Below are 26,489 nucleotides of genomic sequence, written 5' to 3' on the forward strand. Positions count from 1 at the left end.
CCTCTCCCTTATAATACCCTTGTCGGATAGTTTGTTATAATTGTTCTAATCCAGTTTCAGTACAGCTAAGAATGCTTTTTGAGGCACCTGCACATTACCTATTTGCTTCATACGCTTCTTGCCTTTCTTCTGTTTCTCCAATAATTTTCGTTTACGGCTAACATCGCCTCCATAGCATTTGGCCAGTACATCCTTACGGACCTGCTTCACCGTCTCACGCGCAACAATTTTAGAACCGATAGCAGCTTGGATGGCAATGTCAAACTGTTGTCTGGGAATCAGATCCTTCAACTTCTCGCACATTCTTCGCCCCAATGTCACGGCATTATCCTGATGAGCCAGCGTAGAGAGAGCATCAACGGGTTCTCCATTGAGCAAGATGTCCAAGCGAGCCAATTTAGAGGGCCTAAAGCTGTCAATATGGTAATCGAATGAAGCATAACCCTTGGAAATGGATTTCAGTTTGTCGTAGAAATCAATCACGATTTCGCCCAATGGAATCATGAAACGCAACTCTATCCGATTGCCTGACACATACTGTTGGTCTATCAGTTCTCCACGTTTGTCGATACATAGTTTCATAATCATACCGATATAATCGGCCGAAGTTATGATGCTAGCCTTAATGTAAGGCTCCTCAATATGATCAATAGCCGTAGGATCTGGCAATCCGCTTGGATTATGCACCTCTTTCACCTCTCCATGCTTATCATACACCATGTACGACACGTTGGGCACGGTAGTAATCACCTCGGTATTGAACTCACGGCCAAGTCGCTCTTGTACAATTTCCATGTGCAGTAGTCCCAAAAAGCCACAACGAAATCCGAAGCCAAGTGCCTGGGATGATTCTGGTTGGAACGTCAGCGAGGCATCGTTGAGTTGGAGCTTTTCCAGCGATGTCCGTAAGTTTTCGTATTCATTAGGATCAATGGGATAAACCCCAGCAAAAACCATTGGCTTTACTTCTTGGAATCCTTCAATGGCTTTCTCGCACGGAGCATTTTCATGTGTGATGGTATCACCCACTTTGACTTCTGTTGCATTCTTGATGCCTGATATGATATAGCCCACTTCGCCTGTCGAGAGCTTTTCCCTTGGTTCCATGTCTATTTTCAGCACCCCTACTTCATCGGCCGTATATTCCATACCCGTCTGTACAAACTTCACCTTGTCGCCTTGACGAATGCAACCGTTCTCTATCTTGCATAGAACGATGATGCCTCGAAACGAGTTGAATATGGAGTCAAAGATAAGTGCCTGTAACGGTTTGTTCGCATCTCCCTTGGGTGGACGAATGCGCTCTACTACTGCTTTAAGAATGTCTTCCACCCCCTCGCCCGTTTTTCCGCTGGCCCGTATAATGTCAGACGGGTCGCAGCCTATCAAGTCTACAATCTCGTCTTCAACCTCTTCAGGCATGGCATTGGGCATGTCTATCTTGTTGATGACAGGAACAATTTCCAAATCATGGTCAATGGCCATATATAAATTAGAAATGGTCTGAGCCTGAACGCCTTGCGTTGCGTCCACCACCAATAATGCCCCCTCGCAGGCTGCAATGCTGCGCGACACCTCATAGCTGAAGTCAACGTGGCCCGGGGTATCAATTAAGTTTAGGATGTATTGTTCGCCGTTGAGTCCATAGGTCATCTGAATGGCATGGCTCTTGATGGTAATACCCCGTTCACGCTCCAAATCCATGTTGTCCAACATTTGATTCTCCGTGATTTGGATTGTATGGGTATATTCCAACATTCTGTCAGCCAATGTCGACTTGCCATGATCTATATGTGCAATAATACAAAAATTCCTTATATGTTCCATAAAGTGTTCTTTTCTTATCGGGCAAAGGTACGAAAAAGATGGCATATAGCGGAATTCAATTCGTCTTTTTTATTAACTTTGCAACCATCTTATCGAATTCTAAAATGAATAAAAAGTGCTTTTTCCAGATGGCTGTGACCGGAATGATGGCTATGCTGGCATTTACTTCCTGTCACCATGAGACATTAGAGGATCGGGCCGAAAAAGAGGCATACGATTATACCAAGCGCTACTGCCCTACCCCTATCAAGGATTTTCAGCACACAGACAGTGTCACTTTCACTCGTCAGAATCGAACCTTTAATTATTATTATGTTCTTTCAGGAAAGGCAGATCAAACTCAGTTGATTGATAAGCTACGCCCCAAACTCCGTGCAGCACTACTCGATGAACTGATTGACAACACGGGGAGTCAGGTTTACAAGGAGGCCGGATTCTGCTTCCATTACATTTTTCGGTCGGCCAAGACCGGCAAGATTCTGTACGAAGAATCCTTTACTCCCAAGGATTACCGAACAAAGATGCACCCCACAGACTGACAAGCCGCAAACAATAAAGTCCCGAAACTTTCATTTACAAGTTTCGGGACTTCCTTCTTTGTTTATCTTGAAGACACGGAGAGGGAGCATCCCCCTACTCTTCAGGCTTCATGTTCGTATAGACATTCTGTACGTCGTCAAATTCTTCAAGTCGCTCCACCATCTTGTCAATAGTCTCACGCTGCTCAGGGGTAACGTCTTTTAGGTCGTTCGGGATGCGCGTGAATTCTGCACTGGTAATTTCAAAGCCGTTTTCTTCCAGATATTTCTGGATGTCACCAAAGCTGGTCGGCAATCCATAGATAGTAACTTCTCCCTCTTCCTCATCCATATCGTATTCATCGTCCACTCCGAAATCAATCAGTTCAAGAATCAGATCGTCCATCTCTACACCTTGTTTCATCTTGAACGTGAATACGCAACGGTGGTCAAAAAGGAAACTCAGCGAACCTTGGTTGCCTAAGTTTCCACTGTATTTGTTGAATACAGAACGCACATCAGCTACGGTACGGGTGGTGTTGTCGGTCAAAGTGTCCACAAACACGGCTATACCATGAGGGCCATATCCCTCGTAGGTCACTTCTTTATAGTCGCTCGTGTCCTTGCCCTGGGCATTCTTGATGGCACGTTCTATATTGTCCTTCGGCATGTTTTCACGCTTACAGGTGGCAATAAGAGCGCGCAATGTAGGATTGTTTTCAGGTTCAGGGCCACCGGTTTTCACCGCAATGGCTATCTGTTTACCCAGTTTCGTAAATGTGCGGGCCATATGCCCCCATCTCTTCATCTTTGTAGCTTTACGATACTCAAATGCTCTTCCCATAGGAATTAATACTTATGTTGTTTATTGGTTCTATAACTTCTACTCCCCTATCGGAGCTCTGCACCGAGCTTCGTCGTGAGATTTTTAATCAATTTTTGCATGATGGCATCAATTTGCTTGTCGTCCAGTGTTTTTCCGTCATCTTCCAAAATAAAGTTTACGGCATAACTCTTTTTTCCAGCTGGAAGATTTTTTCCTTGATACACGTCGAAGAGTTCTACGCGCTTTAAGTTTTTCTTTTCTATCTGGCGTGCAATGTTCTCTATCTGAGCAAATTCAACGCTATTATCTACCAACAAGGCCAAGTCTCGGCTCACCGAGGGATACTTGTTCAGCTCATGAAACTCCACCTTGTTTTTCTTGATGGCTTTCAGCATGCCAGCCCAATTGATTTCTGCATAATATACGTCATTATCAATCCCCATCCCGTGCAAAACTTTTTTTGAGAGCTTGCCATAGTCGGCCAATACTTTGCCATTATGCGACTTCAAAGTCTGTCCATAGGAAAAGACATTGTTCTCACTGGCCACAATCGTAGTAGTCTTCTCATTCACCCCAGCTCTGCGCATAATGTTCTCCACATATGCTTTCAACTCATAAAAAGTCATCTCTTCATTAGGATGTGCCCATGAACCTTCCACGCGTTTGCCGGTAAGCCAAAGACCCACGTGGTATTCCTGTGAATAAGCTTTGATGGATTCATCGTGGTCATCCTTGGCTGCATCATAGGTATAAACATTACCCACCTCAAAGAATCTCAGATTGGTGCGCTTGCGATTGATGTTCCTCGACAGCGATTCCAACCCACCAAAGAGCAGGGTCTGTCGCATCACCCCCAAATCTGCACTCAACGGATTCATCACCTTGACAGTTGATGCCCAAGGATAAGTGTTATGCTCGTCTTTATCATAGTATGACGACTTGGTGAGCGAGTTGTTAAGTATCTCGTTGAAGCCACAGCCAACAAGTTGCTCGCCAATGATGTTCTCCAGACGATATTGCTTGTCCTGTTCGCTCTCGACCGTCAATGACGATTTAAGCTGTACCGGAATCTCTACATTATTATATCCATAAATGCGCAGAATATCCTCCACGACGTCACACGGGCGTTGCACGTCCACACGAAAAGCAGGGACAAGCAAGGACAAACCATCCGGGGTCTCCTCTTCTACTTTCATCTCCAAGCTCTCGGCAATGCGCTTGATAGTGTCGTGACCTATTTGCTTGCCTATCAATCGGTCACAGTACTCATATTTAAGTTTCACCTCAAAGTCTGGCATCGGATCAGGATAGACATCTTTGATTTGCATTGAAATCTTGCCCCCAGCCAACTCCTTACAGAGGATGGCCGCCTGTTTCAGGGCATAGACCTGCCCATTGGGGTCTACACCTCTCTCAAAACGGAAGCTGGAATCTGTGCTCAAACCATGACGGCGGGCACTCTTGCGAATCCATGTGGGATGGAAGTAGGCACTCTCCAACACCACGTTACGAGTGGTCTCGTACGTGCCGGAGCCTCTTCCACCGAAGATACCGGCAATACACATAGGCTCCTCTGCGTTGCAAATGCTCAGGTCATGTTCCCCAAGCGTGTGCTCATCGCCGTCCAAAGTGACAAATTTGGTTCCCTCGAGCTGTGTACGCACCACGATTTTGTGACCTGCCACCATATCGGCATCAAAACAGTGCATGGGTTGGCCATAGGCCATCATGATATAGTTAGTAATGTCTACTATATTGTTAATAGGCCGTAACCCTATAACAGTCAGTCTGCCTTTCAACCATTGTGGGCTCTCTTTGACCTCGCAGTCAGTTATACTTAGGCAGGCATAGCGTTTGCAGGCTTGTTGGTTCTCTATCTCCACCTCAATGGGAAGTTTGTTGTTGTCCACAGCAAACGGAGTACAATCGGGACGATGCAGTGTCGTTTTGTATCCACGCTGCACCAGCCAAGCGTAAAGGTCGCGGGCCACACCATAGTGACTCAGTGCATCGGCGCGGTTGGCCGTAATATCAATGTCCATCACCCAATCGCTCTCCAAATGATAGTATTCAGCAGCCGGCATGCCAACCTGGGCATCTTTAGGTAGTACAATGATACCATGATGATCGGTACCCACCCCGATTTCATCCTCGGCGCAAATCATGCCATAGCTGTCTACACCGCGTAGCTTTGACTTTTTGATAGTGAAATCTTGATCGCCATCATAAAGCACACAGCCCAAATCAGCTACGATTACTTTTTGGCCGGCAGCAACATTGGGGGCACCACATACAATTTGCTGTGGCGTATCCTTACCCAAGTCTACGGTGGTAATATGCAGATGGTCGCTGTTTGGATGTGTCTCGCAGGTGAGCACCTGACCTACAAAGAGTCCCTTCAGTCCGCCTTTTACAGCCTGTACCTCTTCCAAAGCACCTACTTCAAGCCCCGTAGAGGTTAGAGCATCTGCGGTCTCTTGAGGAGTCAGGTCAAAGTCGACATATTCTTTCAGCCATTGATATGAAATCTTCATGCTATTTTGATTTTATTTCTATCGATTAAACAGCGCAAAATTACTAAAAAATTACGACTCATCCAAGCACAGTCCTACATTTCTTATTTCTCTCCCTTTAAAACCGGCAGTGATATATGATACTTGATAGCCATAAAACGGATAACAACAATCATCAGAAATGTGAATACAACAGTAACCGCCACGTTTACGCCGGACTCCATCATCAGCCAGTAGAGCAAGCCTCCTGCAATACTTGCCATAGCATAAATCTCTTTTTGGAAGATGACGGGAGTCTTGTTGAGTAGCATGTCACGAATGATACCACCAGCTACACCTGTGATACAGCCCATAGTGATGGCTACCCAGAAAGGATGACCACAAGATAACGTTTTCTGGATACCAGCAATAGTGAAGAGGGCCAGTCCCAGCGTGTCAAATGCAAGCCAAGCGTTATCCAGTTTTTTTAGCGATCTGGAAAAAACAATGACAATGGTCTGTGCCAACAATGTACAGACGATATAGAGAGGCGAGGTCATCCAGAAAGGTGTCACGCCCAGCATCACGTCGCGCAGCGTACCTCCCCCTATGGCCACGGCAATTCCACAAACGAACCCTCCAAACCAATCATAGTGTTTGGCTGCCGCATGGCGAATACCAGAAATGGCAAAGGCCAACGTACCCAGAATTTCAATAATTTCTTGAAGTACATGCACAAAAGCTATATCTGCGTATAACATCTATACTCTGTTTTGTGCATGTCCTTCCATGAAAGCCTGTACGTTTTGGGTGGCTATATCTACCAGACGCATACGTGCTTCCTTGGAAGCCCAAGCAATATGAGGGGTAAAGTAGGCATGTGGATGGCGCAAAAGCGGATTGTTTTTCGAGGGAGGTTCCAGTGTCATTACATCGGCACCATATCCCAGCAGTTGGCCACTTTCCAGTGCTTCTGCCACAGCCTTTTCGTCAACAAGTTGACCTCGTCCCGTATTTATCAGTATGGCACCGGGCTTCATCCGCTTCAGCCTGTCGGCATTGATGAGTTTGTTAGTTTCTGGTGTGAGCGGACAGTGTAAAGAAAGAAAGTCCGACACACTCAGCAATCCTTCAAGCGTGGTCTTCTGTATACCGTCGGGCAGCATGGAGGTCTCTTTCGACGTGAGTGCAAACACATCCATTCCGAAGTTACGTGCGATGGTGGCCACGCGCATGCCAATATGTCCCAGACCCACTATACCGAAAGTCTTGCCTGTCAGCTCACCTATAGGCGTGTCCCAATAGCAGAAGTCTTGGTGGGCACTCCACTTCCCCAGCCTCACTTCATCGGCATAGTGCCCCACTTGGTTGGTGATGTTCAAAATATGTGCAAAGGTCATCTGTACCACACTTTCGGTACTATAAGCCGGTATGTTCGACACAACAATACCATGTTCGTGGGCATAGTCCACGTCCACAACATTATAGCCCGTGGCCAGTACACCAATATATTTCAGTTTAGGAAGCTGGGCCATGATTTCGCTGGTGATTTTTACTTTATTCAGCAGAACTATTTCGGCATTGGCAGCCCGCACCACCACTTCTGTTGCTGCAGTGCGGGAATAAACAGTGAGATGCCCTAAGGCCTCCATCTCTTTCCAAGAGAGGTCACCAGGATTGGCGGTATAACCGTCGAGTATTACGATATTCATGTTTGTATATCTTTATGGTTGTGCCTCTTCTTTCAAAGGGCATTTTTCTGTATCAGCATAACGGCTGCCCCAGCAAGCCGCCATACGTTGGTAAAGTTTTTCTTCAGCATTGCTGTGCTGGGCATACCAGAAACGCTGTCCAGACATTTCATTGGGCAAATATTGTTGCACTGTGAAATTCCCGGGATAATCGTGCGGATATTTGTAGCCATCGTGATAGCCCAAGTCAGCCATTAGTTTGGTCGGTGCATTTCGCAGATGCAGCGGCACAGGCAGATTACCAGTCTTTCGCACTACAGAAAGTGCCGTGTCGATGCCCAAGTAGGCAGAGTTGCTCTTAGGGCTGGTGGCCAAATAAACGGTGGCCTCAGCCAAAGGAATGCGGCCTTCGGGCCAGCCAATCTTCATCACGGCGTCAAAGGCGGCGTTGGCCAGTAACAGAGCATTGGGATTGGCCAGGCCAATGTCTTCGGCCGCACTGATGACGATACGGCGGGCAATAAATTGCGGGTCTTCTCCGCCCTCTATCATTCGTGCCATCCAATAGAGTGCAGCATCGGGATCTGAACCTCTGATGCTCTTGATGAAAGCCGAGATGATGTCGTAATGCATTTCGCCGTCTTTGTCATAAGCCAAAGGATTTCGTTGCAGCCGTTCTTCCACCAACCGGTCGGCGATTACTACAGGGCCGTTCCCTGACGATTCTACCATCAGTTCCAGTATGTTGAGTAGCTTACGGGCATCTCCTCCACTATATCTCAGAATGGCAGCCGTCTCCTTAAGCTGAATATCACGCTCTTTCAACATGCGATCTTCTGTAATAGCCCTATGGAGAATTTTCTCCAAATCTTCCTTGTCCAACGACTTGAGCACATAGAGTTGGCAACGCGAGAGCAATGGCCTAATGACTTCGAACGAGGGGTTCTCCGTTGTGGCACCAATGAGTGTCACCACCCCTCTTTCCACAGCCCCAAGCAGGGAATCCTGCTGTGATTTGGAGAAGCGATGAATCTCATCGATGAAGAGAATGGGTGATTCTGCATTGAAGAACCGGCCCTGCTTGGCGCGCTCTATCACTTCGCGCACGTCTTTCACTCCACTGGTCACGGCACTCAGCGTATAGAAAGGAACTTTCAGCTGTGAGGCAATGATTTGGGCCAATGTGGTCTTGCCCACACCAGGAGGCCCCCACAAGATGAAAGAGGAAATATGTCCCGACTCCACCATCTTGCGTAGCACTGCATCCTTGCCCACAAGGTGTTCCTGTCCCACATAGTCGTCCAGTGTCCGCGGGCGCAATCTTTCTGCTAATGGTTCACTCATATACCTGCAAAATTAGAAAAAAGACGCGAAAGACACAAGAATGGTAGTTGTTTTTTAGCAGACAAACATTTTAAGTCCTTTGATAGTTAGGGAATAAGTAATAAGAATGGATATTGCGAGGTTATGATGATTGATTTCCCATTCGTGCCTATCTTCAATGATTTCGAGCAGTATGGGGCGTTCCTTGGCATCAAGAGGGACAAGGAATAGGTCGTCGAGGATGAGCAGCTGACAACGCTCAATCTTCTTGAATTCTGTCTCAAGCGTCCCTTTGACTTTGGCCACTTTCAGTGCCCCGAGCAGTTTTGGGCCATTGGCATAGAAAGTGCGGATTCCCCTTTTACCCTACCTCGTGCCCCAGTACGCAGGCCAGATAGCTTTTCTCCATGAAGAACCGGTAACGAAAAGGTTCTGCCATTTATGCACAAAATCAAGGGTGGTGAGGCGTTCCATCTGATTACGCTCCTGTCCCCGGTTTACAGCATTGTCAATCTGTTCGGGATAGGCCTTGTATCGGAAGGCCTCATTCTTGGTAAGCCGTGCTATGGCAGCCTGGGCACGATAATCCCCATTCCCGTGCAAGGATGGCGTACACGGGAGGATAGACAGCGCAGTCATAATGTCCGGAAAAGCGAGGAAATCATCGTTGATAACAGGCTCATTTCGGTCACTACGGGTAACGGCAGCCTTGAGATTGTCGGGAACAATAACTTCCGGGACCTCCTTCAAAATACAGCATGGCATTCTCACACCCCTTGATCAGATCTTCCTTGCGTTGCGACCATACGGCCTCGCAGTAAGTATAATGACTGAACGGCAAGATGGCAACGAACACCTCTGCTTTCTTCGTCTCTCCTGTCATTTCATCAGTAACCTCGAGCCTGTCATCGGCAAAATCAACATACATCTAGTCTGCAGCATAGAGCTCGACATGGCCGGTGACCTTGACGTGAAACTTATACTCACGGATGGCCCGCTTGAAAGAAGAGAGCTGGAAAACCGTTAGGATATTCTGCATGATACTCCTTAAACAACTTTCTCACACTCATTCCTCTGCGTGCCAGACGGGATACATATCCGGGAAGCAAAGCCTCCAACTCAATCCTTCTGGGAGAGGGCTCCCTATGCCGGGCTTCCGAACAGCCGAAAATCATCCTTCCCGTACGCCTCTGCAGACAAACCCCGTCCTCAGAACAATAAAAAAGAAACAAAAGTTCTTTGCCAGTTCAGAAATATTAAATAACTTCACACCTATCAAAAAAACGGTCGAGGAATAGGGAGAATGCCTGTTCCAGCTTTTCTTCCCCTGCCATTGCAACTTTAAATCAACCAAAAAGGGATACTACATCAGCATTGATAATGAGAAGCGAAGCCACTATAGCCTCAAGGAATTATCCAGACGTAACATTCAGGCTACGCATTGGTGATGCCGTCCGACGGCACACAATGGCTCCCAGCCTGGCAGGTAGAAGAGATTCGTACAATCTTATCCGGCGAGGAACCCTCTGAAAACAAGGAACACAGATAGACGCCGTCCCTTTCGTCGAGACCACACCCATAGCTTCGTCTGCACCGCCGGCATCAGACATAAAACACAACCAGGAACGAGCTTATTGACAATGCATTCCGAAGCATCAGCAATGCCTTTGCCGGCAAGGTCTTCAAAGCTGTCGTCGACAACCTTGTAACCGTTGACAACTACGTTGTCTGTTCACTGGGGAAAGTACATTATTAATGACAAGGACTATATCGTATCCTTAGGACTCTTTAGGGCATATCTTCACCGTTGACGAAGACGACCTGCAGAAGGCCGCGGAGCAGTATTACAAGAAGTCGGAGATAAACGTGAAAGAACAGCTCAGGCAAAAAGCACAGAAAATGTTGCAGGAGAATGTCGTCGATCCCGCTACGACAGCCATTGAGGGAATACTGGGAGGAGTACTGGACAGACAGTTGGACGGCATTGGATTAGGGGGCGAACCACAGAAGTAAAGTCGAAGATAAACATTCACAGCCGACTCTATTTAAGTCTACCCAAAAGTCGGCCAGGCATGAGGAAAGGCAGAGCCTGACGGCTGAAGTACATTGATTTCCCTAACCATTTTAGCGAGATAATTGAAAAAACGGGGATAAATGTTCGTTTATTCAGGACAAATATGTATATTTGCAACGTAATTCTAAATAGGTTTTAAAGATGAAAAGATTATTATTGATGGGGATAATGGCAATATCAGTTATTACTGGCTTTTCCCAGAACACTACCATAGTCAACAACCTAAAAGAGCAGCAGAAAGTGCTCAATTTGACAGCAAAGTTGAATAAACTTCAGCTTGACTACGAGAAAGAGAAAGCTACTTACAATGCCCTCAGCGTCAAGGCTGCCAACGTCAACGCCGATGCAAACTCTGCCACGACAGATTTCACGGCATCCGATCCCTCAACCACTATAAAGCAGGCAAAGGATACGGTAAAGAAACTTGAGGAGACAAAATCCGTCAACAAGAAACTTGCCAAGAGTCAGAAGAATATGAGCAAGATGGAAAAGAAGATTGCCAAGCTCCAGACTCAGATTGATAAATTGAACAAAAGAGTCCAAATCATTGACAAATAACATCTTGTGACAATCATGTTCAAGTAGGAGGATGGACAAGCTCGTCTGCCCTCCTCTATTATGTCTACAAATAGGCGGGAGTGCCTGTCCGTAATGTTAAGGATATACTTTCCAAGAAGACAAAAAACAATGATAAATAAATTACTTTTTCCCCTATTATCGGTAGTTTTATTCCATCTTCCCACCTATTCACAGATGCTCTTTTCAGAGAACATGACGATGGACATAGACAGTACGAAAACCATACAGGGATCGCTGCAGCCTGTATTGGACTTCAAGACGGAAAAGGAAAACGTACTCACACTCAAGAACATAGCAAATCTCAACCTGCTGATCAAACACAAACGTGTCGTTAACCTGATCAACAAACTAGAGTTCTCCACCTATGGCAAGAAAGTTACGGTAAGCGGGGGCTACGTACACGTTGAATACCGCTATCTGTTAAGTCGTGCCCTTTGAGATTTATCCTTATGCGGAGTCACAGTGGGCCGAGAGCCGCGGCATGAAGTACAAGATTTCCACCGGACTACAGTCACGCTACAGGCTGGTAAACAAAGAGAAGTTTCTCATGTTTGCCGCTATCGGGCTGTTCTATGAGTTTGAAAAGTGGGAAGCCCCCTCTCCTGCCCCGGCTCGGCTTCACGCTTATAGCCGCAGCATAAAGACTCATCTGTCCGTCAGTTGTAAGTACCATCTGGGTGACCATTGGGAGCTGACAACCACAGCCATCCATCAGACAAAACCCGACAGCTACTTCAAGGCGGCACGCTTCGGAGGTGCTGTAGACCTGAAATATAACATAACACCGAAAATTGGCATCAATGGTGCCTACCGTCTCATCTATGATACAGACCCTATCGTCCCTATAAGGAAGACTTACACTACGGTAGAGGCTGGGCTTAACATCGCTTTCTAAACAGCTGCCTTGCAGCATATTCCTGGCATAAGTATCCAGACGAGAGACGGAAAGTCCACATACAATAAGGCTTGGCTACATCTGGAAAATCCAGTGTAAGATGCCCCCTAAACCCAAAATGATTCTACCCCCTGAAAATATTCAATAATGCCCCCTTAAAAAGTCTTGACCGATGGGGTTATTATTATTTTAGTTTAATTCCCTCTGTATGCCGCCATCTTCGGGACACTTTCTCCGGTTAACTCAATTCGGTGAGCCGTATGTATAATACGATCCATTATGGCATCTGCCACGGTAGGTTCCCCGATTGCGTCATACCAATTATCCGTCGGCAGTTGCGAGGTAATGATGATAGACTTACGTCCATGCCGGTCCTCTATTATATCAAGCAGGATGGGACGTTCCTTGGCGTCAAGGTTCACAAGGAATAGATTATCCAATATGAGCAGTGTGCTCCGTTCGATTCTCTTGAGTTCCGATTCCAGTGTGCCTTTTAATTTTGCCACTTTCGACACGTTTGCCTATATACTCTTTCGGTACACTGTAATGGTGAAGCTGGAAGGTGACTCCACCAAGGCCTTGTCTTTTGGATGACGTACCCGTGCGGGATATGCGGTACATCCATAGTGTTCAGCAAATGCTGTAAACTCCTCGTTGATTACAGGCTCGTTGCGGTCGCTACGGGTCACGGCGGCCTTGAGATGATGTTGTCAGGTACTATCGCCATCGGAACCCCGCCGTAAAGATGAAGGGCGTTCTCACACGCCCTGATCAGGTCCTGCCTTGACTGGGACCAGACCGCCTCGCAGTAGGTATAGTGGCTGCATGGAAGTATGGCCACGAACACTTCAACGCTGCGGCATTCGCCGTTTTCACTGTCAACTACCTCAAGTTTATCGCCGGCAAAGTCGATGTACATCTAGTCTCCGGCATAATGCTCGACATGTCCTATAACATGCGTTACCATGCGGTAGCGCATGAGATAGTTGCCGAAACTGGCATGTCTGTATCCGTTAGGATGTGTTTCGCGGTACTCTTCGTACAAGGTTTTCACTGTTACACCCCGGCGACTAAGTCGGGCGGCATACGCAGGAAGAAGTGCCTCAAGCTCAAGTTGGCATTGTGACGGAACCCTGTTGCGGCCAACACACTCGGAGAACATCTCCTGGATGCGGGCGGAAGGCATGGCTGCCAGTTCCTTTATCGGTATGCCACACTCTTGAAACAGGCGCACATATCTGCGCACCGTGTTGCGGGACAGCTCAAAGCTCCTGCTTATCTGCTTTATCCCCATCCCCAATGCGTAACACTGGAGAATGTTTGCTATCTTTGTTGTCATAGTAGAAATGATTTTATCCCACCGGTCAAGACGGGTATCAAATCTACGAAAAAATCCCCTGCCGGACATTGTCTGACAGGGGCATTTTTATATTGGAATCAATGGGCAGGATTATTTTGGCACAAGGGGATAGAATCGCTTGGTTTTAGGGGGCATCTTACACTGGATTTTCCAGCCGTGTTCCTCACCCTTAATCTTACTCCTGTGGCCTACATTGTCAGCGAGGCGGCTGCAGCTGCTTCCATGCACATTGTCAAGGCCATTACCTATGGCAGGTTCAATTTGATGAGTTGGAGCATCTTCCTCAACGGCCTTTTTATCGGCTGTGCCATGATGGTCGGCAACTTCATCGCATTGCTCTTATCCGCTATGCCCACAAGAAACGCTATCAACGTATTGTCGCTGGCATCATGATCGCCGTGTCGATTTGGCTTATTATTACGGTATAAGAAAAGATTAAGCCAACATTTTAAGTTATCGAAGTATGGATTCTCCTCTTCATTTAGAACCTAACTTTTAGCCTGTCGTAAACTTTTCTTGCAAAATATAAGGCAATTCTTCATGGATTAGGGAATAATTTGGTATATTTGCACAGATATTAAAATTAGATTTCAATTATGGAATTTACCGCAAAGCAAATTGCCCTATTTATCCAAGGAAAGGTAGAAGGCGATGAGAATGTAAGTGTCCACACTTTTGCGAAAATAGAAGAAAGCACTCCCGGAGCCATTTCTTTTTTGGCAGACCCCAAATATCTCCATTATATTTATGACTCAAAATCGTCGATCATTTTGGTCGATGAGAACCTGACGATTGACCGCCCGGTATCAGCCACATTAATTCGCGTGAAGAATGCCCGCGACTGTGTAGCAAGGTTGCTTCAGCTCTACGAATCAACCAAGCCCAAGAAAACAGGCATTGATCCGCTGGCCTACGTGTCGCCCCAAGCCAAGGTGCCCGAGAATGTGTATATCGGTGCCTTTGCTTATATTGCGGAGGGAGCAGAGATTGGCGAGGGATGCCAGATTTATCCCCATGTTACAATTGGTGAGAATGTCACCATAGGAAGCAACTGCATCGTCTACCCCAACGTTACCATCTACCATGACTGTCGCATTGGTAATAATGTTATTCTGCATGCAGGGGCTGTCATTGGTGCTGACGGGTTCGGGTTTGCACCCAACGGCGACAGTTACGACAAGATTCCCCAGATTGGTATTGTAACCATCGAAGACGATGTGGAGATTGGAGCCAACAGCTGTGTGGACCGTGCCACAATGGGTTCCACCTATATCAGGAAAGGTGTGAAACTCGACAATTTGGTGCAGATCGCCCATAATACCGACATTGGCCAGAATACAGTGATGTCTGCACAAGTCGGCATTGCCGGCTCCACAAAGGTGGGACAGTGGTGTATGTTTGGTGGACAAGTTGGCGTATCCGGTCATATTACCATCGGTGACCGTGTCATGCTCGGAGCCCAGTCGGGTGCGCCCGGCTCCATTAAAGGCAATCAAATGCTCATTGGCACCCCTCCCATGCCCAAGCTGACCTATTTCAAGAGTCAGGCCATCTTGCGAAAACTGCCAGACATGTACAAGCAGCTGAACGCATTACAAAAAGAGGTAGAAAAATTTAGGAAGAATAAATAGATAAGAAGAATATGGATACCGCTAAACAAAAGACACTGGGAGGGAGTTTCTCTCTCTTTGGCAAGGGACTGCATACAGGTTTAAGCCTTACGGTAACTTTCAATCCGGCACCTGAGAATACAGGCTACAAAATACAGCGTATAGACCTTGACGGGCAGCCCATCGTTGAAGCCGTTGCCGAAAACGTGACCGATACCCAGCGTGGTACTGTACTACAGAAAGGCAACGCACGCATTTCTACCGTAGAGCATGGGCTTTCTGCACTCTATGCACTGGGGATTGACAACTGTCTCATCCAGGTCAACGGCCCCGAATTTCCTATTCTTGACGGTTCTGCAGCCCTTTATGTTGAGCATATCCGCGAAGTGGGCATCGTTGATCAGAATGCCCCCAAGGACTATTATATCATTCGCAAGAAAATCGAAATCAAGGACGAGGACACAGGCTCCTGCATCACCATTCTCCCCGACCAGGACTTCTCTATTACGGCCATGTGCTCATTCCAGTCGAAATTCATCAGCAGCCAGTTTGCCACGCTCGACAACGTGGACAGCTATGCCGAGGAAATAGCTCCGGCACGCACCTTTGTCTTTGTACGCGATATTGTGCCTTTGCTGGAGGCCAATCTCATCAAAGGAGGCGACTTGGACAATGCCATCGTCATCTATGAGCGGCAAGTGGAGCAAAACAAGCTCGACAAACTGGCCGACCTGCTCAAGGTTCCCCACATGGATGCGACCAAGATTGGCTATATCCAGCACAAACCGCTCATGTGGGACAATGAGTGCACACGCCACAAGCTGCTGGATGTGATTGGTGACATGGCCTTGATTGGCAAACCCATCAAGGGTCGTATCGTGGCTACGCGCCCCGGACACACCATCAACAACAAGTTCGCCCGTCTCATGCGTAAGGAGATTCGGAAACACGAGGTGCAGGCTCCCATCTACGATGCCAACGAGGAACCACTGATGGACAATATCCACATCCGCCAGCTCCTGCCCCACCGCTACCCGATGCAGCTCGTTGACAAGATTGTGGCCATGGGAGCTACAAGTATTGTGGGTGTAAAGAATGTCACAGCCAACGAACCTTTCTTCCAGGGCCATTTCCCCGATGAGCCCATCATGCCAGGCGTACTTCAAATTGAGGCTATGGCCCAGTGTGGAGGCCTGTTGGTGCTTAGCCAACTGGAAGAACCTGAGAAATGGTCCACCTATTTCTTGAAAATAGACGATGTCAAGTTCCGTCACAAGGTGGTTCCCGGCGACACCCTGCTTTTCCGCGTAGAGTTGCTTCAGCCCGTCCGCCACGGCATCAGTTCCATGAAAGGTTACATGTTTGTGGGCGATCACGTCGTATCCGAGGCCACCTTTACCGCTCAAATCATCAAGAACAAATAGACAATCATGAATCAGATAAGTCCTTTAGCCTTTGTGCATCCCGAGGCCAAGCTGGGTGAGAACAATGTCATCGGCCCTTTCTGCTATATTGACCGCAACACCGTCATCGGCGACAACAACGTCTTTCAGAATAGTGTAACGATTAATTTCGGTGCCCGTATCGGCAACGGCAACGAGGTGTTCCCCGGTGCCAGCCTGTCTACCAAGCCACAGGATCTGAAGTTCAAGGGCGAGGAAACTCTGTGCGAGATTGGCGACAACAACAGCATCCGCGAGAATGTGACCATTTCTCGTGGCACAGCCTCCAAAGGAACGACCAAGGTAGGCAGCAACAATCTTCTCATGGAGAACATGCACGTGGCCCACGACTGTGTGCTGGGCAACCATCTCATCATCGGCAACTCCACCAAATTTGCCGGCGAAGTAACTGTCGACGATAATGCCATCATCAGTGCCGAGGTGCTCTGCCATCAGTTCTGCAAGATAGGCAGCTACGTGATGATTCAGGGCGGCAGCCGGTTCAGTCAGGACATCCCACCCTACATCATCGCCGGCAAGGAACCCATTCGCTATGCTGGCATCAATCTGGTAGGACTGCGCCGCCGTGGCTTCAGCAACGATCTGATTCAGCTCATCCACGAGGCTTACCGTCTGCTTTACAGCAAAGGAGTGCTTGCCGAAGGCATCGAAGAGATTCAGAAGAATCTCCAGCTCATACCAGAGATTCAATATATCATTGATTTTGTTTCCTCCTCCAAACGCGGTATCATCCGATAAGGCATACTGCACAGACTTTCGGTACACGCAGAGGATACCCACTGCATGAAAACACTCATCGTTGTTCTCGGTCCCACAGGTGTAGGAAAAACGGAGCTGTGTCTTCGCATAGCCGAACACTATGGAACGCCCATCATCAATGCCGACTCCCGACAAATCTTTGCCGAACTCCCCATTGGTACGGCAGCCCCCACCCCAGAGCAACAACAGCGTGTCAGGCACTATTTTGTAGGCAACCATCATCTCGACGACTATTACAATGCTGCGCTCTTTGAACAAGATGTGCTCTCGCTGCTCGACCGATTATTCAGTGGACAGGCCGACGGAACGCCCCATGACATTGCCATCATGGCTGGTGGAAGCATGATGTACATTGATGCCGTATGCAATGGCATCGACGATATTCCCACTGTCAACGACGAGACGCGTGCCATCATGAAGCGGCGTCTCCAGCAAGAAGGGTTGCCAGCCTTGGCCGCCGAACTCCAACGGCTCGACCCGGAACACTGGGCCATCGTCGACCTGCAGAATCCGCGACGCGTCGTTCATGCACTGGAGATCTGCCACATGACCGGCAAGCCCTACTCTTCCTTTCGCACCAACAGCCACAAGCAACGGCCTTTCCGCATCATCAAAATCGGACTCACGCGTCCCCGCGAAGAGCTTTACGAACGCATCAACCAGCGTGTCGTCCAAATGATGGCCGACGGGCTCGAGCAGGAGGCACGCACCGTCTATCCCCTTCAGGGGCTCAATGCCCTGAACACAGTGGGCTATAAAGAGCTGTTTGCCTATTTCGACGGGAAGATTCCCCGGGAAGAGGCCATCCGTCAAATCCAGTCCAATACACGCAGGTACATGCGCAAGCAAATGACATGGTTCAAGAAAGACGAGACCACCATCTGGCTGCCTCCCGACAATGTTGAATATATCTTAAAAACAATTGACGCAGCCATTTCATGACCACACTTTTTTGTACTTTTGTACAGGAGAAACAGCCACTGTGACATGGCATCTGCATGATAAACCAATTAGAACGAGATACAACGATTATGAGAAAGATAAAAACATTCGCCGCCTGGGTGTGGCGTAAAGGCCGCAACTTCTGGCCATGGTACAAGGGTTTGTATCGCGGACGGGCGTGGTACACCAAGACACTTGTCGGCATCACGTCGTGTATTATTGTCTTCATCCTCTATCTGGGTGCTGTAGACATCAACTTTTTATGGCTCTTCGGCCGCAGCCCCGGCTATTTCTCGGGCATTATGGATCCGCAGACCAGCCAAGCCTCTGAGATTTACAGTGCCGACGGACAGCTCATTGGCAAATACTTCAATGAGAACCGCACGCCCGTCAAGTACGACGAGGTGGCCCCTGCATTCTTCAAGGCCCTCATCGACACTGAGGACGAGCGCTACTACCAGCGGCCGCGCGGCATGGCCGTGGATTTCGTGGGCATCCTGGGTGCCATGAAGGATGCCGTGCTCCGTCATGACGGGCGTGGCGCCTCGACCATCACGCAGCAGCTGGCCAAGAACATGTTCCGCGTGCGCTCCCAGTATTCCACCGGTCTGCTGGGCAAAATCCCGGGGCTGAAGATTCTCATCGTCAAGAGCAAGGAGTGGATTATCGCCACCAAGCTGGAGACCGTGTTCGACAAGAAGGAAATCATCACGATGTATGCCAACACCGTGGACTTCGGCTCCAACGCCTACGGCATCAAGACTGCGGCCAAGACCTATTTCGACACGACTCCCAAAGACCTCACCACCGAGGAGGCTGCCGTGCTCGTTGGCATGCTCAAGGCCACCACGCTCTACAATCCCAGGACCAACCCCGAGAACAGCAAGTCACGCCGCAACACCGTGCTGGCCAACATGCGGGCCCATGGCGACCTCTCGCGTGAGGCGTGCGACTCCTTGCAGCAACTTCCCATCCAACTCAAGTTCAAGATGGAGGAGAACTACGACGGTCAGGCCATGTATTTCCGCCAGGCCGTTGCCGACTACCTGAAACCTTGGTGCGAAGAAAACGGTTACGACCTCTACAGCGCAGGTCTCAAGATATACACCACCATCGACACCCGCATGCAGAAGTATGCCGAGGAAGCCGCCATGAAACAGATGAAGCAGGTGCAGCAGAACTTCAACAACCACTGGAGCATCTACCGCACGCAGGACACCAACTGGCTGCGCCAAGAGCCTTGGCGTGACGAGAACGGCAAGCCCATCCCCGGTTTCATCGACAAGATTGCCGAGCGGCAGCCTTTCTACAAGGCCCTTCAGGAGCGGTTCCCCAACAATCCCGACTCCGTGCGCTATTATTACAAGGAGTGGAAACACCCGGTGAAGGTCTTCGACTACAGCAAGGGCACCATCACCAAAAACCTCACTTCCGAAGATTCCATCAAGTACATGGTTACATTCATGCACTGCGGCATGGTGGCCATGGAGCCGCAGACCGGTGCCGTGAAGGCATGGGTGGGCGACATAGACTTCAAGGCCTGGAAGTACGACAAGGTGACGGCCGAACGCCAACCCGGCTCCACGTTCAAGCTCTTTGTCTACACCGAGGCCATGAACCAGGGCCTCACGCCCTGCGACAAGCGTCGCGACGAGTATATCTCCATGCAGGTGTTCGACAAGAAGAAAAACGAAATGACCACCTGGACCCCCGGCAATGCCAACGGCTCTTTCTCCGGCGACTCCATGCCGCTCAAGAGTGCCTTTGCCAAGAGTATCAACTCTGTGGCCGTTCGTCTGGGGCAGGAAATGGGCATCAAGCGCATCATTGCCACGGCCAAGGCCATGGGCATCAAGAGCCCGCTCGACGACGCCCCCTCGCTGGCCCTTGGCTCAAGCGACGTCACCCTGCTGGAAATGACCAATGCCTATTGCACCGTGGCCGACAACGGCATGCACCACGACCCCGTGCTCGTCACCCGCATTGTCGACAAGGACGGCCACGAAGTCTTCAACAGCAACAGCCGGGGCGAGCAGGTCATCCCCTACAAGAGTGCTTTCCTCATGCAGCAGCTGCTCCAGGGCGGCATGCGCGAGCCCGGCGGCACGAGCCAGAGCCTCTGGGGCTACGTGGGCAAATATCGCGACACTGAATTTGGCGGCAAGACCGGCACCTCCAACAACCACTCCGATGCCTGGTTCATGTGCGTGTCGCCCAATCTGGTGGCCGGTGCCTGGGTGGGCGGCGAATACCGCAGCATTCATTTCCGCACGGGCGCACTGGGGCAGGGATCGCGCACAGCACTTCCCATCACGGGCTACTTCATGCAGGCCGTGCTGGCCGACCCGGCGTTCAAGAAGTATCACGGCAAGTTCAAGAAGCCCGACGACGCCGGCATCACACCGGACATGTATATGTGCCAGAGCTACTATCCCCCCGTCCACAACGACAGCATACACAGCGACAGCACTATCGTCTCCGACCAAGAGATCTTCCTCGACGAGAATGGCAACCCCATAGAGAACAAGACCGCCGCGCCGACGCAGGAGCCGAAAGAGAGCAAAGGCACGGACGGCAAGACCGAAAAGCGTCGCCGCTCTACCGAGGAGGTGAACTTCGACGACCTGTAACCTTGGCCAGACATCATGAACAAGCCACAGGCGGACGTGCTCTTGCACGTCCGCCTGTTTCATATTCATGCCATCGCAGCCCTGCCGGCACCGGACGGTTGCCCCAAAGAGAAAGCCTTGCCCCATCCCCCAAGAAGGAAATGAGGCAAGGCTTTCCTTTTTTGCATGAGGGCGGGCTGTCCCCTACCCCTCGACAAGCAGACTCAGGTCTGCTTCGAGGCACAGTCGTGGCAGACGCCCTTGTAGTAGAGCTGAATCTCGTCGACAATGTTTCCCTCTATCTTGCGGGGGCCGCTCAGGTGAGGGGCATCCTCGTCGAGGAGGTCGAACACCCGGCCACAATTGCGGCAATAGAAATGCACGTGCGGATGAATGTCGCCATCATAGCACACCCGATGTTCGTCGATGGTAATCATCTGGGCGGCATTGTGCTCAGAAAACAGCCGCAAGCTGTTATACACCGTGGTGCGGCTCAGCGTGCGAATCTCCTTGACGATACCCTGATAAACGTCTTCCACCGTGGGATGCGTGTGGTGTGTGAGCAAATAGTCCATGATGGCGATGCGCTGCATCGACGGGCGGAGCCCGCAGTCCACCAGTCTGTCGTATGCTTCCTGCTTCATTTTTCTTGTCTTAACTTGTTATCTTGTAGTGTTTACAACTACGGTGCAAAGATACGGAATATCCTGTTATTTCGCAAGCGAACAAGTACTTTTTTACACTCTTTATGGTATGGGGGGCGCCGCGCCGAACGGTCTTGCAAGGGTTCGGAGGAAAGTGTGGTTCCGTTTGTCCCGAACGCCCGATGGGGGTGGAGGCGGAGGAACGGCCTGACGGGCGTGCGGGCCGGCACGGAGGCCAGCCCCTACGGAAATACCATGAAAGGAAAGGTCGGGAGACTTTCGTGGGGCCTACGAAACGACAAAGGAATGGTCGGGAAGCCTTCGTGGGGCCCACGAAACGACAAAGGAATGGTCGGGAAGCCTTCGTGGGGCCCACGAAACGACAAAGGAATGGCCGGGAAGCCTTCGTGGGGCCCACGAAACGCCAAAGGAATGGTCGGGAAGCCTTCGTGGGGCCCACGAAACGCCAAAGGAATGGTCGGGAAGCCTTCGTGGGGCCCACTAAGTGCCAAAGGAATGGTCGGGAAGCCTTCGTGGGGCCCACGAAACGACAAAGGAATGGTCGGGAAGCCTTCGTGGGGCCCACAAAACGACAAAGGAATGGTCGGGAAGCCTTCGTGGGGCCCACGAAACGACAAAGGAAAGGCCGGGGGGAGGAAAGCTCCGCAGTGTTTCTCATAGTTCCAAACCCTGCGGAGATTTTGCCGTTCTATTTGGAAAAGACGCTCGCCCCGGGCCGACAAACGAACTGCACGCGCTTGCCCTGCATGCGGCTGCGGGCGATGGTCCACGTGCCGTCGAGCACGCGCACCTTGGCCTTGGCTCCTTGGGGAATGGCCGCCACGGCCTCTTCCAGCGTCATGTAATTGCCCCGCCCCTGCCGGGAAACCACGTAGTCATAGTGCACGACGTGCTTCCGCAGCGGACGGATTTCGCGGCCCAGGGCGTCGGCCAGCAGACTTGCCACCATGCGGGCGCCATAGACATTGTAGTGGGTGTTGTCGTGGCGACCCTGCGGAATGCTCTCTACCTCGCCCGGTCGGAACCACATGTGCAGCCGACGGGAACCCTCAATGCCCATGCCCTGCTCCAAGTCGTGGGTGATGCGGTTGGCATCCACGAAAGCCACCCCCAGCTGCCGGGCCAGCCGCCGGGGCACGTCCTTGTAGGCCCCGTGGGTGTCGACCAGCGTGTCCGAGTTCACCTGCTCGTCGGCAAAGGTGGTGTTGCGCAGCGACTCGTCGTCGGTCGAATCCACCCGGTTCAGGAAGTTGCGGCGCACCACGCAGTTCATCAGCACCGGTATGCCTCCCCGTGCCCGCGTGTCCTCCACGTACTTGGCGAGGTGGGCGTCGAAGGTGGAGCCCGGCTCGGTGTGGCGGTCGGGACGGGGTTTCTCGTCGTTGTGGCCAAACTGGATGATGACGTAGTCGCCGGGCTTCAGCCGGGCCAGCACCTTGTCCCAGCGGCCCTCGTCCATGAAACTCTTCGACGAACGGCCGTTCACCGCATGGTTGTCCACGGTCACCTCGTCGTCGAAACATCCTTGCAGCACCATGCCCCACCCCCGCTCGGGATTGCGGTCGGGATGGGTTTTCTCGGCGGCCGTGGAGTCGCCGATGATGAAAATGGTGGTGTGCCTCTTGTCCGCCGTCAGCAGAAAAAGGAGGGCCGCCATGCAGACGACCCTTAAAACGATTTTGAAGTTCATACGCAGTTGTTTTTATCCTTGGCTCCGTACCTCCTGTATCAGCTCCTCCACGCTCACGAGCTTCTGCGCGCCGGTGGCCATGTTCTTCAGCGTCACCTTGCCTTCGGTCATCTCGTTGTCACCGGCCAGGGCCACGAAGCCGATGCCCTTGGCGTTGGCATAGCCCATCTGCTTCTTCATCTTGGCCTTGTCGGGATACATTTCCGTGCGGATGCCGGCCTTGCGCGCCTCGCCCACGATGGGCAGGCAGTAGGCCGTCTCGCGCTCGCCGAAGTTGATGAACAGCAGCTGCGTCGAGGCCACGGCCTCCTTGGGATAGAGGTCGAGGGCATCGAGCACGTCGTAGATGCGGTCGGCGCCAAACGAAATGCCCACTCCCGAGAGGCCCGGCATGCCGAAGATGCCCGTCAGGTTGTCGTAGCGGCCGCCGCCGGTGATGCTGCCCATCGGCGTGTCGAGCGCCTTCACCTCGAAGATGGCGCCCGTGTAGTAGTTGAGTCCGCGGGCCAGCGTGAGGTCGAGCTGCACCTCGTTGACCAGTCCGAGGGCTTTCAGCGTGTCGAGGATGAAGCGGGTTTCCTCCACGCCTTTCAGTCCCGTTTCCGACGTTTTCAGCACCTCGGCAATCACGTCCAGTTTCTCCTCGTTGGTGCCCTGCAGGGCAATGATGGGTTGCAGCTTCCCGATGGCCTCGTCGGGAATGCCGCCGGCGCGCAGCTCCTGGTTCACGTTGTCGAGCCCAATCTTGTCCAGTTTGTCGATGGCCACGGTGATGTCCACAATCTTGTCGGCCTCGCCGATGACCTCGGCAATGCCTGTCAGTATCTTGCGGTTGTTGATTTTAATCTGCACGCGGATGCCCAACCGCCGGAACACGGTGTCTACAATCTGCATCAGCTCCACCTCGTTGAGCAGCGAGTCGGAACCCACCACGTCGGCATCGCACTGGTAGAACTCGCGGTAGCGGCCTTTCTGCGGCCTGTCGGCCCGCCACACGGGTTGTATCTGATAGCGCTTGAACGGCAGCTGCAGCTCCTCGCGGTGCATCACCACATAGCGGGCAAAGGGCACCGTGAGGTCGTAGCGCAGTCCTTTCTCGCAGAGACGGGTCTGCAGTTTCAGCGTGTTGCGGCCCAGCAGGTCCTCGTCGGTGAGGCCCTTGAGGTAGTCGCCGGAGTTGAGCAGCTTGAAGAGCAGCTTGTCGCCCTCGTCGCCATACTTGCCCATGAGCGTGTGCAGGGTCTCCATGGCCGGGGTCTCGATCTGCTGAAATCCATAAAGGGCATACACGTCCTTGATGGTATTGAAGATATAGTTTCGCTTGGCCATCTCCTCGGGGCCGAAGTCGCGGGTACCCTTTGGGATGGAGGTCTTGTTGTTTGCCATAATTACATTGATTGTCTGACGATGGTCTGGTCGCGGTCGGGCCCGATGGAAATGATGCCGATGCGGGTCTCCAGCTCGGCCTCGAGGAAGTCCACGTAGTCTTTGAAAGCCTGGGGGAACTGCGCTTCGCTGGTGAAACGCGTCATGTCGGTCTTCCAGCCCGGCAGTTCTTTATAGATGGGCGTCACGTTGTCTATCTCGTAGGGGAAGTCGCGCGTCTCGGTGCCGTCGGGCAGCCGGTAGGCCACACAGGCCTTGATGGTGTCGAATCCGTCGAGCACATCGCTCTTCATCATGATGAGTTCGGTCACGCCGTTCACCATGATGCTGTAGCGCAGCTGCACCAAGTCCACCCAGCCGCAGCGGCGCTCACGGCCGGTCACTGCGCCGTACTCGTGTCCCAGGTCGCGGATGAGCCGGCCCGTCTCGTCGAAAAGCTCCGTGGGGAACGGGCCTGCGCCCACGCGTGTGCAGTAGGCTTTCATGATGCCATACACGTTGCCGATGCGGTTGGGGCCGATGCCCAGGCCGGTACAGGCTCCGGCACACACGGTGTTGCTCGAGGTCACAAAGGGATAGCTGCCGAAATCCACGTCGAGCATGGTGCCCTGGGCGCCCTCGCAGAGCACGCTCTTGCCGCTCCGCAGGATGCGGTTCAGCTCGTGCTCGCTGTCCACGAGGTGGAAGCCGCGCAGATAGTCCACGCCCTCCATCCATACCTTTTCGGCCTCTTCGAGACCGTCCAGGTCGGTCCAGCCCATAGAGGCCAGCATCTTGAGGTGGCGTTCCTTGTGGGCGGCATACTTCTCGTCGAAGCGGTCGAGGATGTCGCCCACGCGCAAACCGTTGCGGCTCACCTTGTCGGTATAGGTGGGGCCGATGCCCTTGCCCGTGGTGCCCACCTTGTCCTTGCCCTTGGCAGCCTCCATGGCACGGTCGAGCAGCCGGTGGGTGGGCATGATGAGATGGGCCTTCTTCGAGATGTGCAGCCGCGACTGCAACACGTGCCCACTCTTCTCCAGGTCCTTGGCCTCGGCCATGAACAGGTCGGGAGCCAGCACCACGCCGTTGCCGACAATGTTTACCTTGTCGCCTTGAAAGATGCCCGAGGGAATGCTGCGGAGCACATATTTCTGCCCCTCGAACTCCAACGTGTGACCGGCATTGGGTCCTCCCTGGAAGCGGGCCACGACATCATACCTGGGCGTCAGGACGTCCACGACCTTTCCCTTGCCTTCATCGCCCCACTGGAGTCCCAACAGGACATCAACTTTAGCTGTATTCATACGTGATCTGTAAGTTTTATGTATTGTCTGTTTTGTTCTTTTCGTTCTGCATGCGCTGGTTCAGCAACTTCTCCTGGCAGCCGGCGCAGATGCCGTAAAGGTAGAGGGTGAACCCCTCCTTGCGGAATCCGGCGAGCGGTGCATCGTGGATGGCCTGCTCCACGGCGGGCAGCTCGGTCTCCACAATCTGCCCACACATGGTGCAGATTTGGTGGCAGTGGGAGTCGTTGCGCAGGGCTGCCTCGTACTTGGTCTTGTCGGCCAGCCGGTGTCTCACCACGAGGTGAATGCGCTGAAACAGCCGCAGCGTGTTGTAGAGGGTGGCCCGGCTGATGAAGAACCTGTGGTTCTCCAGCAGGTCGTTGAGTTCTTCCACCGTGAAATGGCCCTCCAGCTGGTAGATGGCCTCCAGGATGGCATAGCGTTCGGGAGTGTGGCGTTTGGCCGTTGCCTCCAGATAGCTGTCGAGAATGTGGCGGGCGTGGTCGAGCATG

At 51.4% G+C, this 26,489-nt stretch carries 20 protein-coding genes and 5 pseudogenes; 10 read left to right on the forward strand and 15 right to left on the reverse strand.

The genetic code is table 11. From position 1 onward, the window contains the following. Nucleotides 1-45: 45 nt before the first annotated feature. Nucleotides 46-1,827, reverse strand: coding sequence for a translation elongation factor 4 (gene lepA, locus PREDE_RS02695; protein ID WP_005843581.1), 1,782 nt, complete (start codon nucleotides 1,825-1,827; stop codon nucleotides 46-48). A gap of 38 nt (nucleotides 1,828-1,865) precedes the next feature. Between lepA and PREDE_RS02700 the strand changes: the two genes are divergently transcribed. Then, a complete protein-coding gene (locus tag PREDE_RS02700) occupies nucleotides 1,866-2,366 on the forward strand; it encodes a hypothetical protein (protein ID WP_005843579.1) in 501 nt (166 codons plus the stop codon). A 94-nt stretch (nucleotides 2,367-2,460) separates the two neighbouring features. On the opposite strand, the gene PREDE_RS02705 is transcribed toward PREDE_RS02700, so the two are convergent. The 7 genes and pseudogenes from PREDE_RS02705 to PREDE_RS13390 form a co-directional block, all read right to left on the reverse strand. Then, on the reverse strand, nucleotides 2,461-3,189 hold the full coding sequence (locus PREDE_RS02705) for a YebC/PmpR family DNA-binding transcriptional regulator (protein WP_005843577.1): 729 nt from the start codon (nucleotides 3,187-3,189) through the stop codon (nucleotides 2,461-2,463). Nucleotides 3,190-3,236: 47 nt separating this feature from the next. Then, on the reverse strand, nucleotides 3,237-5,705 hold the full coding sequence (pheT, locus tag PREDE_RS02710) for a phenylalanine--tRNA ligase subunit beta (protein WP_005843575.1): 2,469 nt from the start codon (nucleotides 5,703-5,705) through the stop codon (nucleotides 3,237-3,239). A gap of 83 nt (nucleotides 5,706-5,788) precedes the next feature. Beyond that, the gene (locus tag PREDE_RS02715; RefSeq protein ID WP_005843573.1) at nucleotides 5,789-6,424 is read right to left on the reverse strand and encodes a trimeric intracellular cation channel family protein; all 636 of its coding nucleotides are present in this window, start codon (nucleotides 6,422-6,424) and stop codon (nucleotides 5,789-5,791) included. Further along, nucleotides 6,425-7,375 (reverse strand): D-2-hydroxyacid dehydrogenase, encoded by a 951-nt coding sequence (locus tag PREDE_RS02720; RefSeq protein WP_005843571.1) that lies wholly within the window; start codon nucleotides 7,373-7,375, stop codon nucleotides 6,425-6,427. 12 nt (nucleotides 7,376-7,387) lie between these two features. After that, the gene (locus PREDE_RS02725; RefSeq protein ID WP_005843569.1) at nucleotides 7,388-8,698 is read right to left on the reverse strand and encodes a replication-associated recombination protein A; all 1,311 of its coding nucleotides are present in this window, start codon (nucleotides 8,696-8,698) and stop codon (nucleotides 7,388-7,390) included. A gap of 107 nt (nucleotides 8,699-8,805) precedes the next feature. Further along, a pseudogene (locus tag PREDE_RS13810) lies at nucleotides 8,806-9,284 on the reverse strand (ATP-binding protein); the annotation flags it as partial. Further along, nucleotides 9,280-9,849 (reverse strand): annotated as a pseudogene (locus PREDE_RS13390) (DDE-type integrase/transposase/recombinase); the annotation flags it as partial. The pseudogenes PREDE_RS13810 and PREDE_RS13390, both read right to left, overlap by 5 nt. A gap of 694 nt (nucleotides 9,850-10,543) precedes the next feature. On the opposite strand from PREDE_RS13390, the gene PREDE_RS14220 reads away from it, so the two are divergent. The 3 genes and pseudogenes from PREDE_RS14220 (at nucleotide 10,544) to PREDE_RS02750 (ending at nucleotide 12,225) form a co-directional block, all read left to right on the forward strand. Further along, nucleotides 10,544-10,690: a hypothetical protein gene (locus PREDE_RS14220; RefSeq protein ID WP_005843565.1), complete on the forward strand. Its 147-nt coding sequence runs from the start codon at nucleotides 10,544-10,546 to the stop codon at nucleotides 10,688-10,690. A 202-nt stretch (nucleotides 10,691-10,892) separates the two neighbouring features. Beyond that, entirely contained in the window at nucleotides 10,893-11,309 is a 417-nt protein-coding gene (locus PREDE_RS02745; protein ID WP_005843564.1) for a hypothetical protein, read from the forward strand. A gap of 129 nt (nucleotides 11,310-11,438) precedes the next feature. Further along, nucleotides 11,439-12,225, forward strand: a pseudogene (locus PREDE_RS02750) (DUF481 domain-containing protein). Between the two features lie 194 nt (nucleotides 12,226-12,419). Here PREDE_RS02750 and PREDE_RS02755 read toward each other — a convergent pair. Continuing rightward, nucleotides 12,420-12,734: pseudogene (locus PREDE_RS02755) on the reverse strand (ATP-binding protein); the annotation flags it as partial. A gap of 54 nt (nucleotides 12,735-12,788) precedes the next feature. Further along, nucleotides 12,789-13,564, reverse strand: a pseudogene (gene istA, locus PREDE_RS13815) (IS21 family transposase); the annotation flags it as partial. A gap of 177 nt (nucleotides 13,565-13,741) precedes the next feature. Here istA and PREDE_RS02765 point away from each other — a divergent pair. From PREDE_RS02765 to PREDE_RS02790, 6 genes are all read left to right on the forward strand, one after another. Then, nucleotides 13,742-13,978: a hypothetical protein gene (locus PREDE_RS02765; RefSeq protein ID WP_005843554.1), complete on the forward strand. Its 237-nt coding sequence runs from the start codon at nucleotides 13,742-13,744 to the stop codon at nucleotides 13,976-13,978. Between the two features lie 203 nt (nucleotides 13,979-14,181). Beyond that, nucleotides 14,182-15,216, forward strand: a complete 1,035-nt coding sequence (gene lpxD / locus PREDE_RS02770) for a UDP-3-O-(3-hydroxymyristoyl)glucosamine N-acyltransferase (protein ID WP_005843552.1) — start codon at nucleotides 14,182-14,184, stop codon at nucleotides 15,214-15,216. Between the two features lie 11 nt (nucleotides 15,217-15,227). Further along, nucleotides 15,228-16,619, forward strand: a complete 1,392-nt coding sequence (locus PREDE_RS02775) for a bifunctional UDP-3-O-[3-hydroxymyristoyl] N-acetylglucosamine deacetylase/3-hydroxyacyl-ACP dehydratase (RefSeq protein WP_005843550.1) — start codon at nucleotides 15,228-15,230, stop codon at nucleotides 16,617-16,619. A gap of 6 nt (nucleotides 16,620-16,625) precedes the next feature. After that, on the forward strand, nucleotides 16,626-17,396 hold the full coding sequence (lpxA, locus tag PREDE_RS02780; RefSeq protein ID WP_005843548.1) for an acyl-ACP--UDP-N-acetylglucosamine O-acyltransferase: 771 nt from the start codon (nucleotides 16,626-16,628) through the stop codon (nucleotides 17,394-17,396). Between the two features lie 45 nt (nucleotides 17,397-17,441). Continuing rightward, nucleotides 17,442-18,359, forward strand: coding sequence for a tRNA (adenosine(37)-N6)-dimethylallyltransferase MiaA (miaA, locus tag PREDE_RS02785; RefSeq protein ID WP_005843546.1), 918 nt, complete (start codon nucleotides 17,442-17,444; stop codon nucleotides 18,357-18,359). Nucleotides 18,360-18,448: 89 nt separating this feature from the next. Continuing rightward, nucleotides 18,449-20,989: a transglycosylase domain-containing protein gene (locus PREDE_RS02790; RefSeq protein ID WP_015298410.1), complete on the forward strand. Its 2,541-nt coding sequence runs from the start codon at nucleotides 18,449-18,451 to the stop codon at nucleotides 20,987-20,989. 203 nt (nucleotides 20,990-21,192) lie between these two features. On the opposite strand, the gene PREDE_RS02795 is transcribed toward PREDE_RS02790, so the two are convergent. From PREDE_RS02795 to PREDE_RS02815, 5 genes are all read right to left on the reverse strand, one after another. Next, the gene (locus PREDE_RS02795; protein WP_005843542.1) at nucleotides 21,193-21,612 is read right to left on the reverse strand and encodes a Fur family transcriptional regulator; all 420 of its coding nucleotides are present in this window, start codon (nucleotides 21,610-21,612) and stop codon (nucleotides 21,193-21,195) included. Nucleotides 21,613-22,321: 709 nt separating this feature from the next. Further along, nucleotides 22,322-23,323 (reverse strand): rhamnogalacturonan acetylesterase, encoded by a 1,002-nt coding sequence (locus PREDE_RS02800; protein WP_005843538.1) that lies wholly within the window; start codon nucleotides 23,321-23,323, stop codon nucleotides 22,322-22,324. Nucleotides 23,324-23,335: 12 nt separating this feature from the next. Next, nucleotides 23,336-24,709 (reverse strand): histidine--tRNA ligase, encoded by a 1,374-nt coding sequence (gene hisS, locus PREDE_RS02805; protein WP_005843537.1) that lies wholly within the window; start codon nucleotides 24,707-24,709, stop codon nucleotides 23,336-23,338. A 2-nt stretch (nucleotides 24,710-24,711) separates the two neighbouring features. Then, on the reverse strand, nucleotides 24,712-25,995 hold the full coding sequence (locus PREDE_RS02810) for an adenylosuccinate synthase (RefSeq protein ID WP_005843535.1): 1,284 nt from the start codon (nucleotides 25,993-25,995) through the stop codon (nucleotides 24,712-24,714). A gap of 16 nt (nucleotides 25,996-26,011) precedes the next feature. Next, complete coding sequence (locus PREDE_RS02815) at nucleotides 26,012-26,488, reverse strand: Fur family transcriptional regulator (RefSeq protein WP_005843533.1); 477 nt, start codon at nucleotides 26,486-26,488, stop codon at nucleotides 26,012-26,014. Nucleotide 26,489 lies beyond the last annotated feature (1 nt).

Origin of the sequence: Prevotella dentalis DSM 3688 (assembly GCF_000242335.1) — a bacterium.
Classification (GTDB): domain Bacteria; phylum Bacteroidota; class Bacteroidia; order Bacteroidales; family Bacteroidaceae; genus Prevotella; species Prevotella seregens.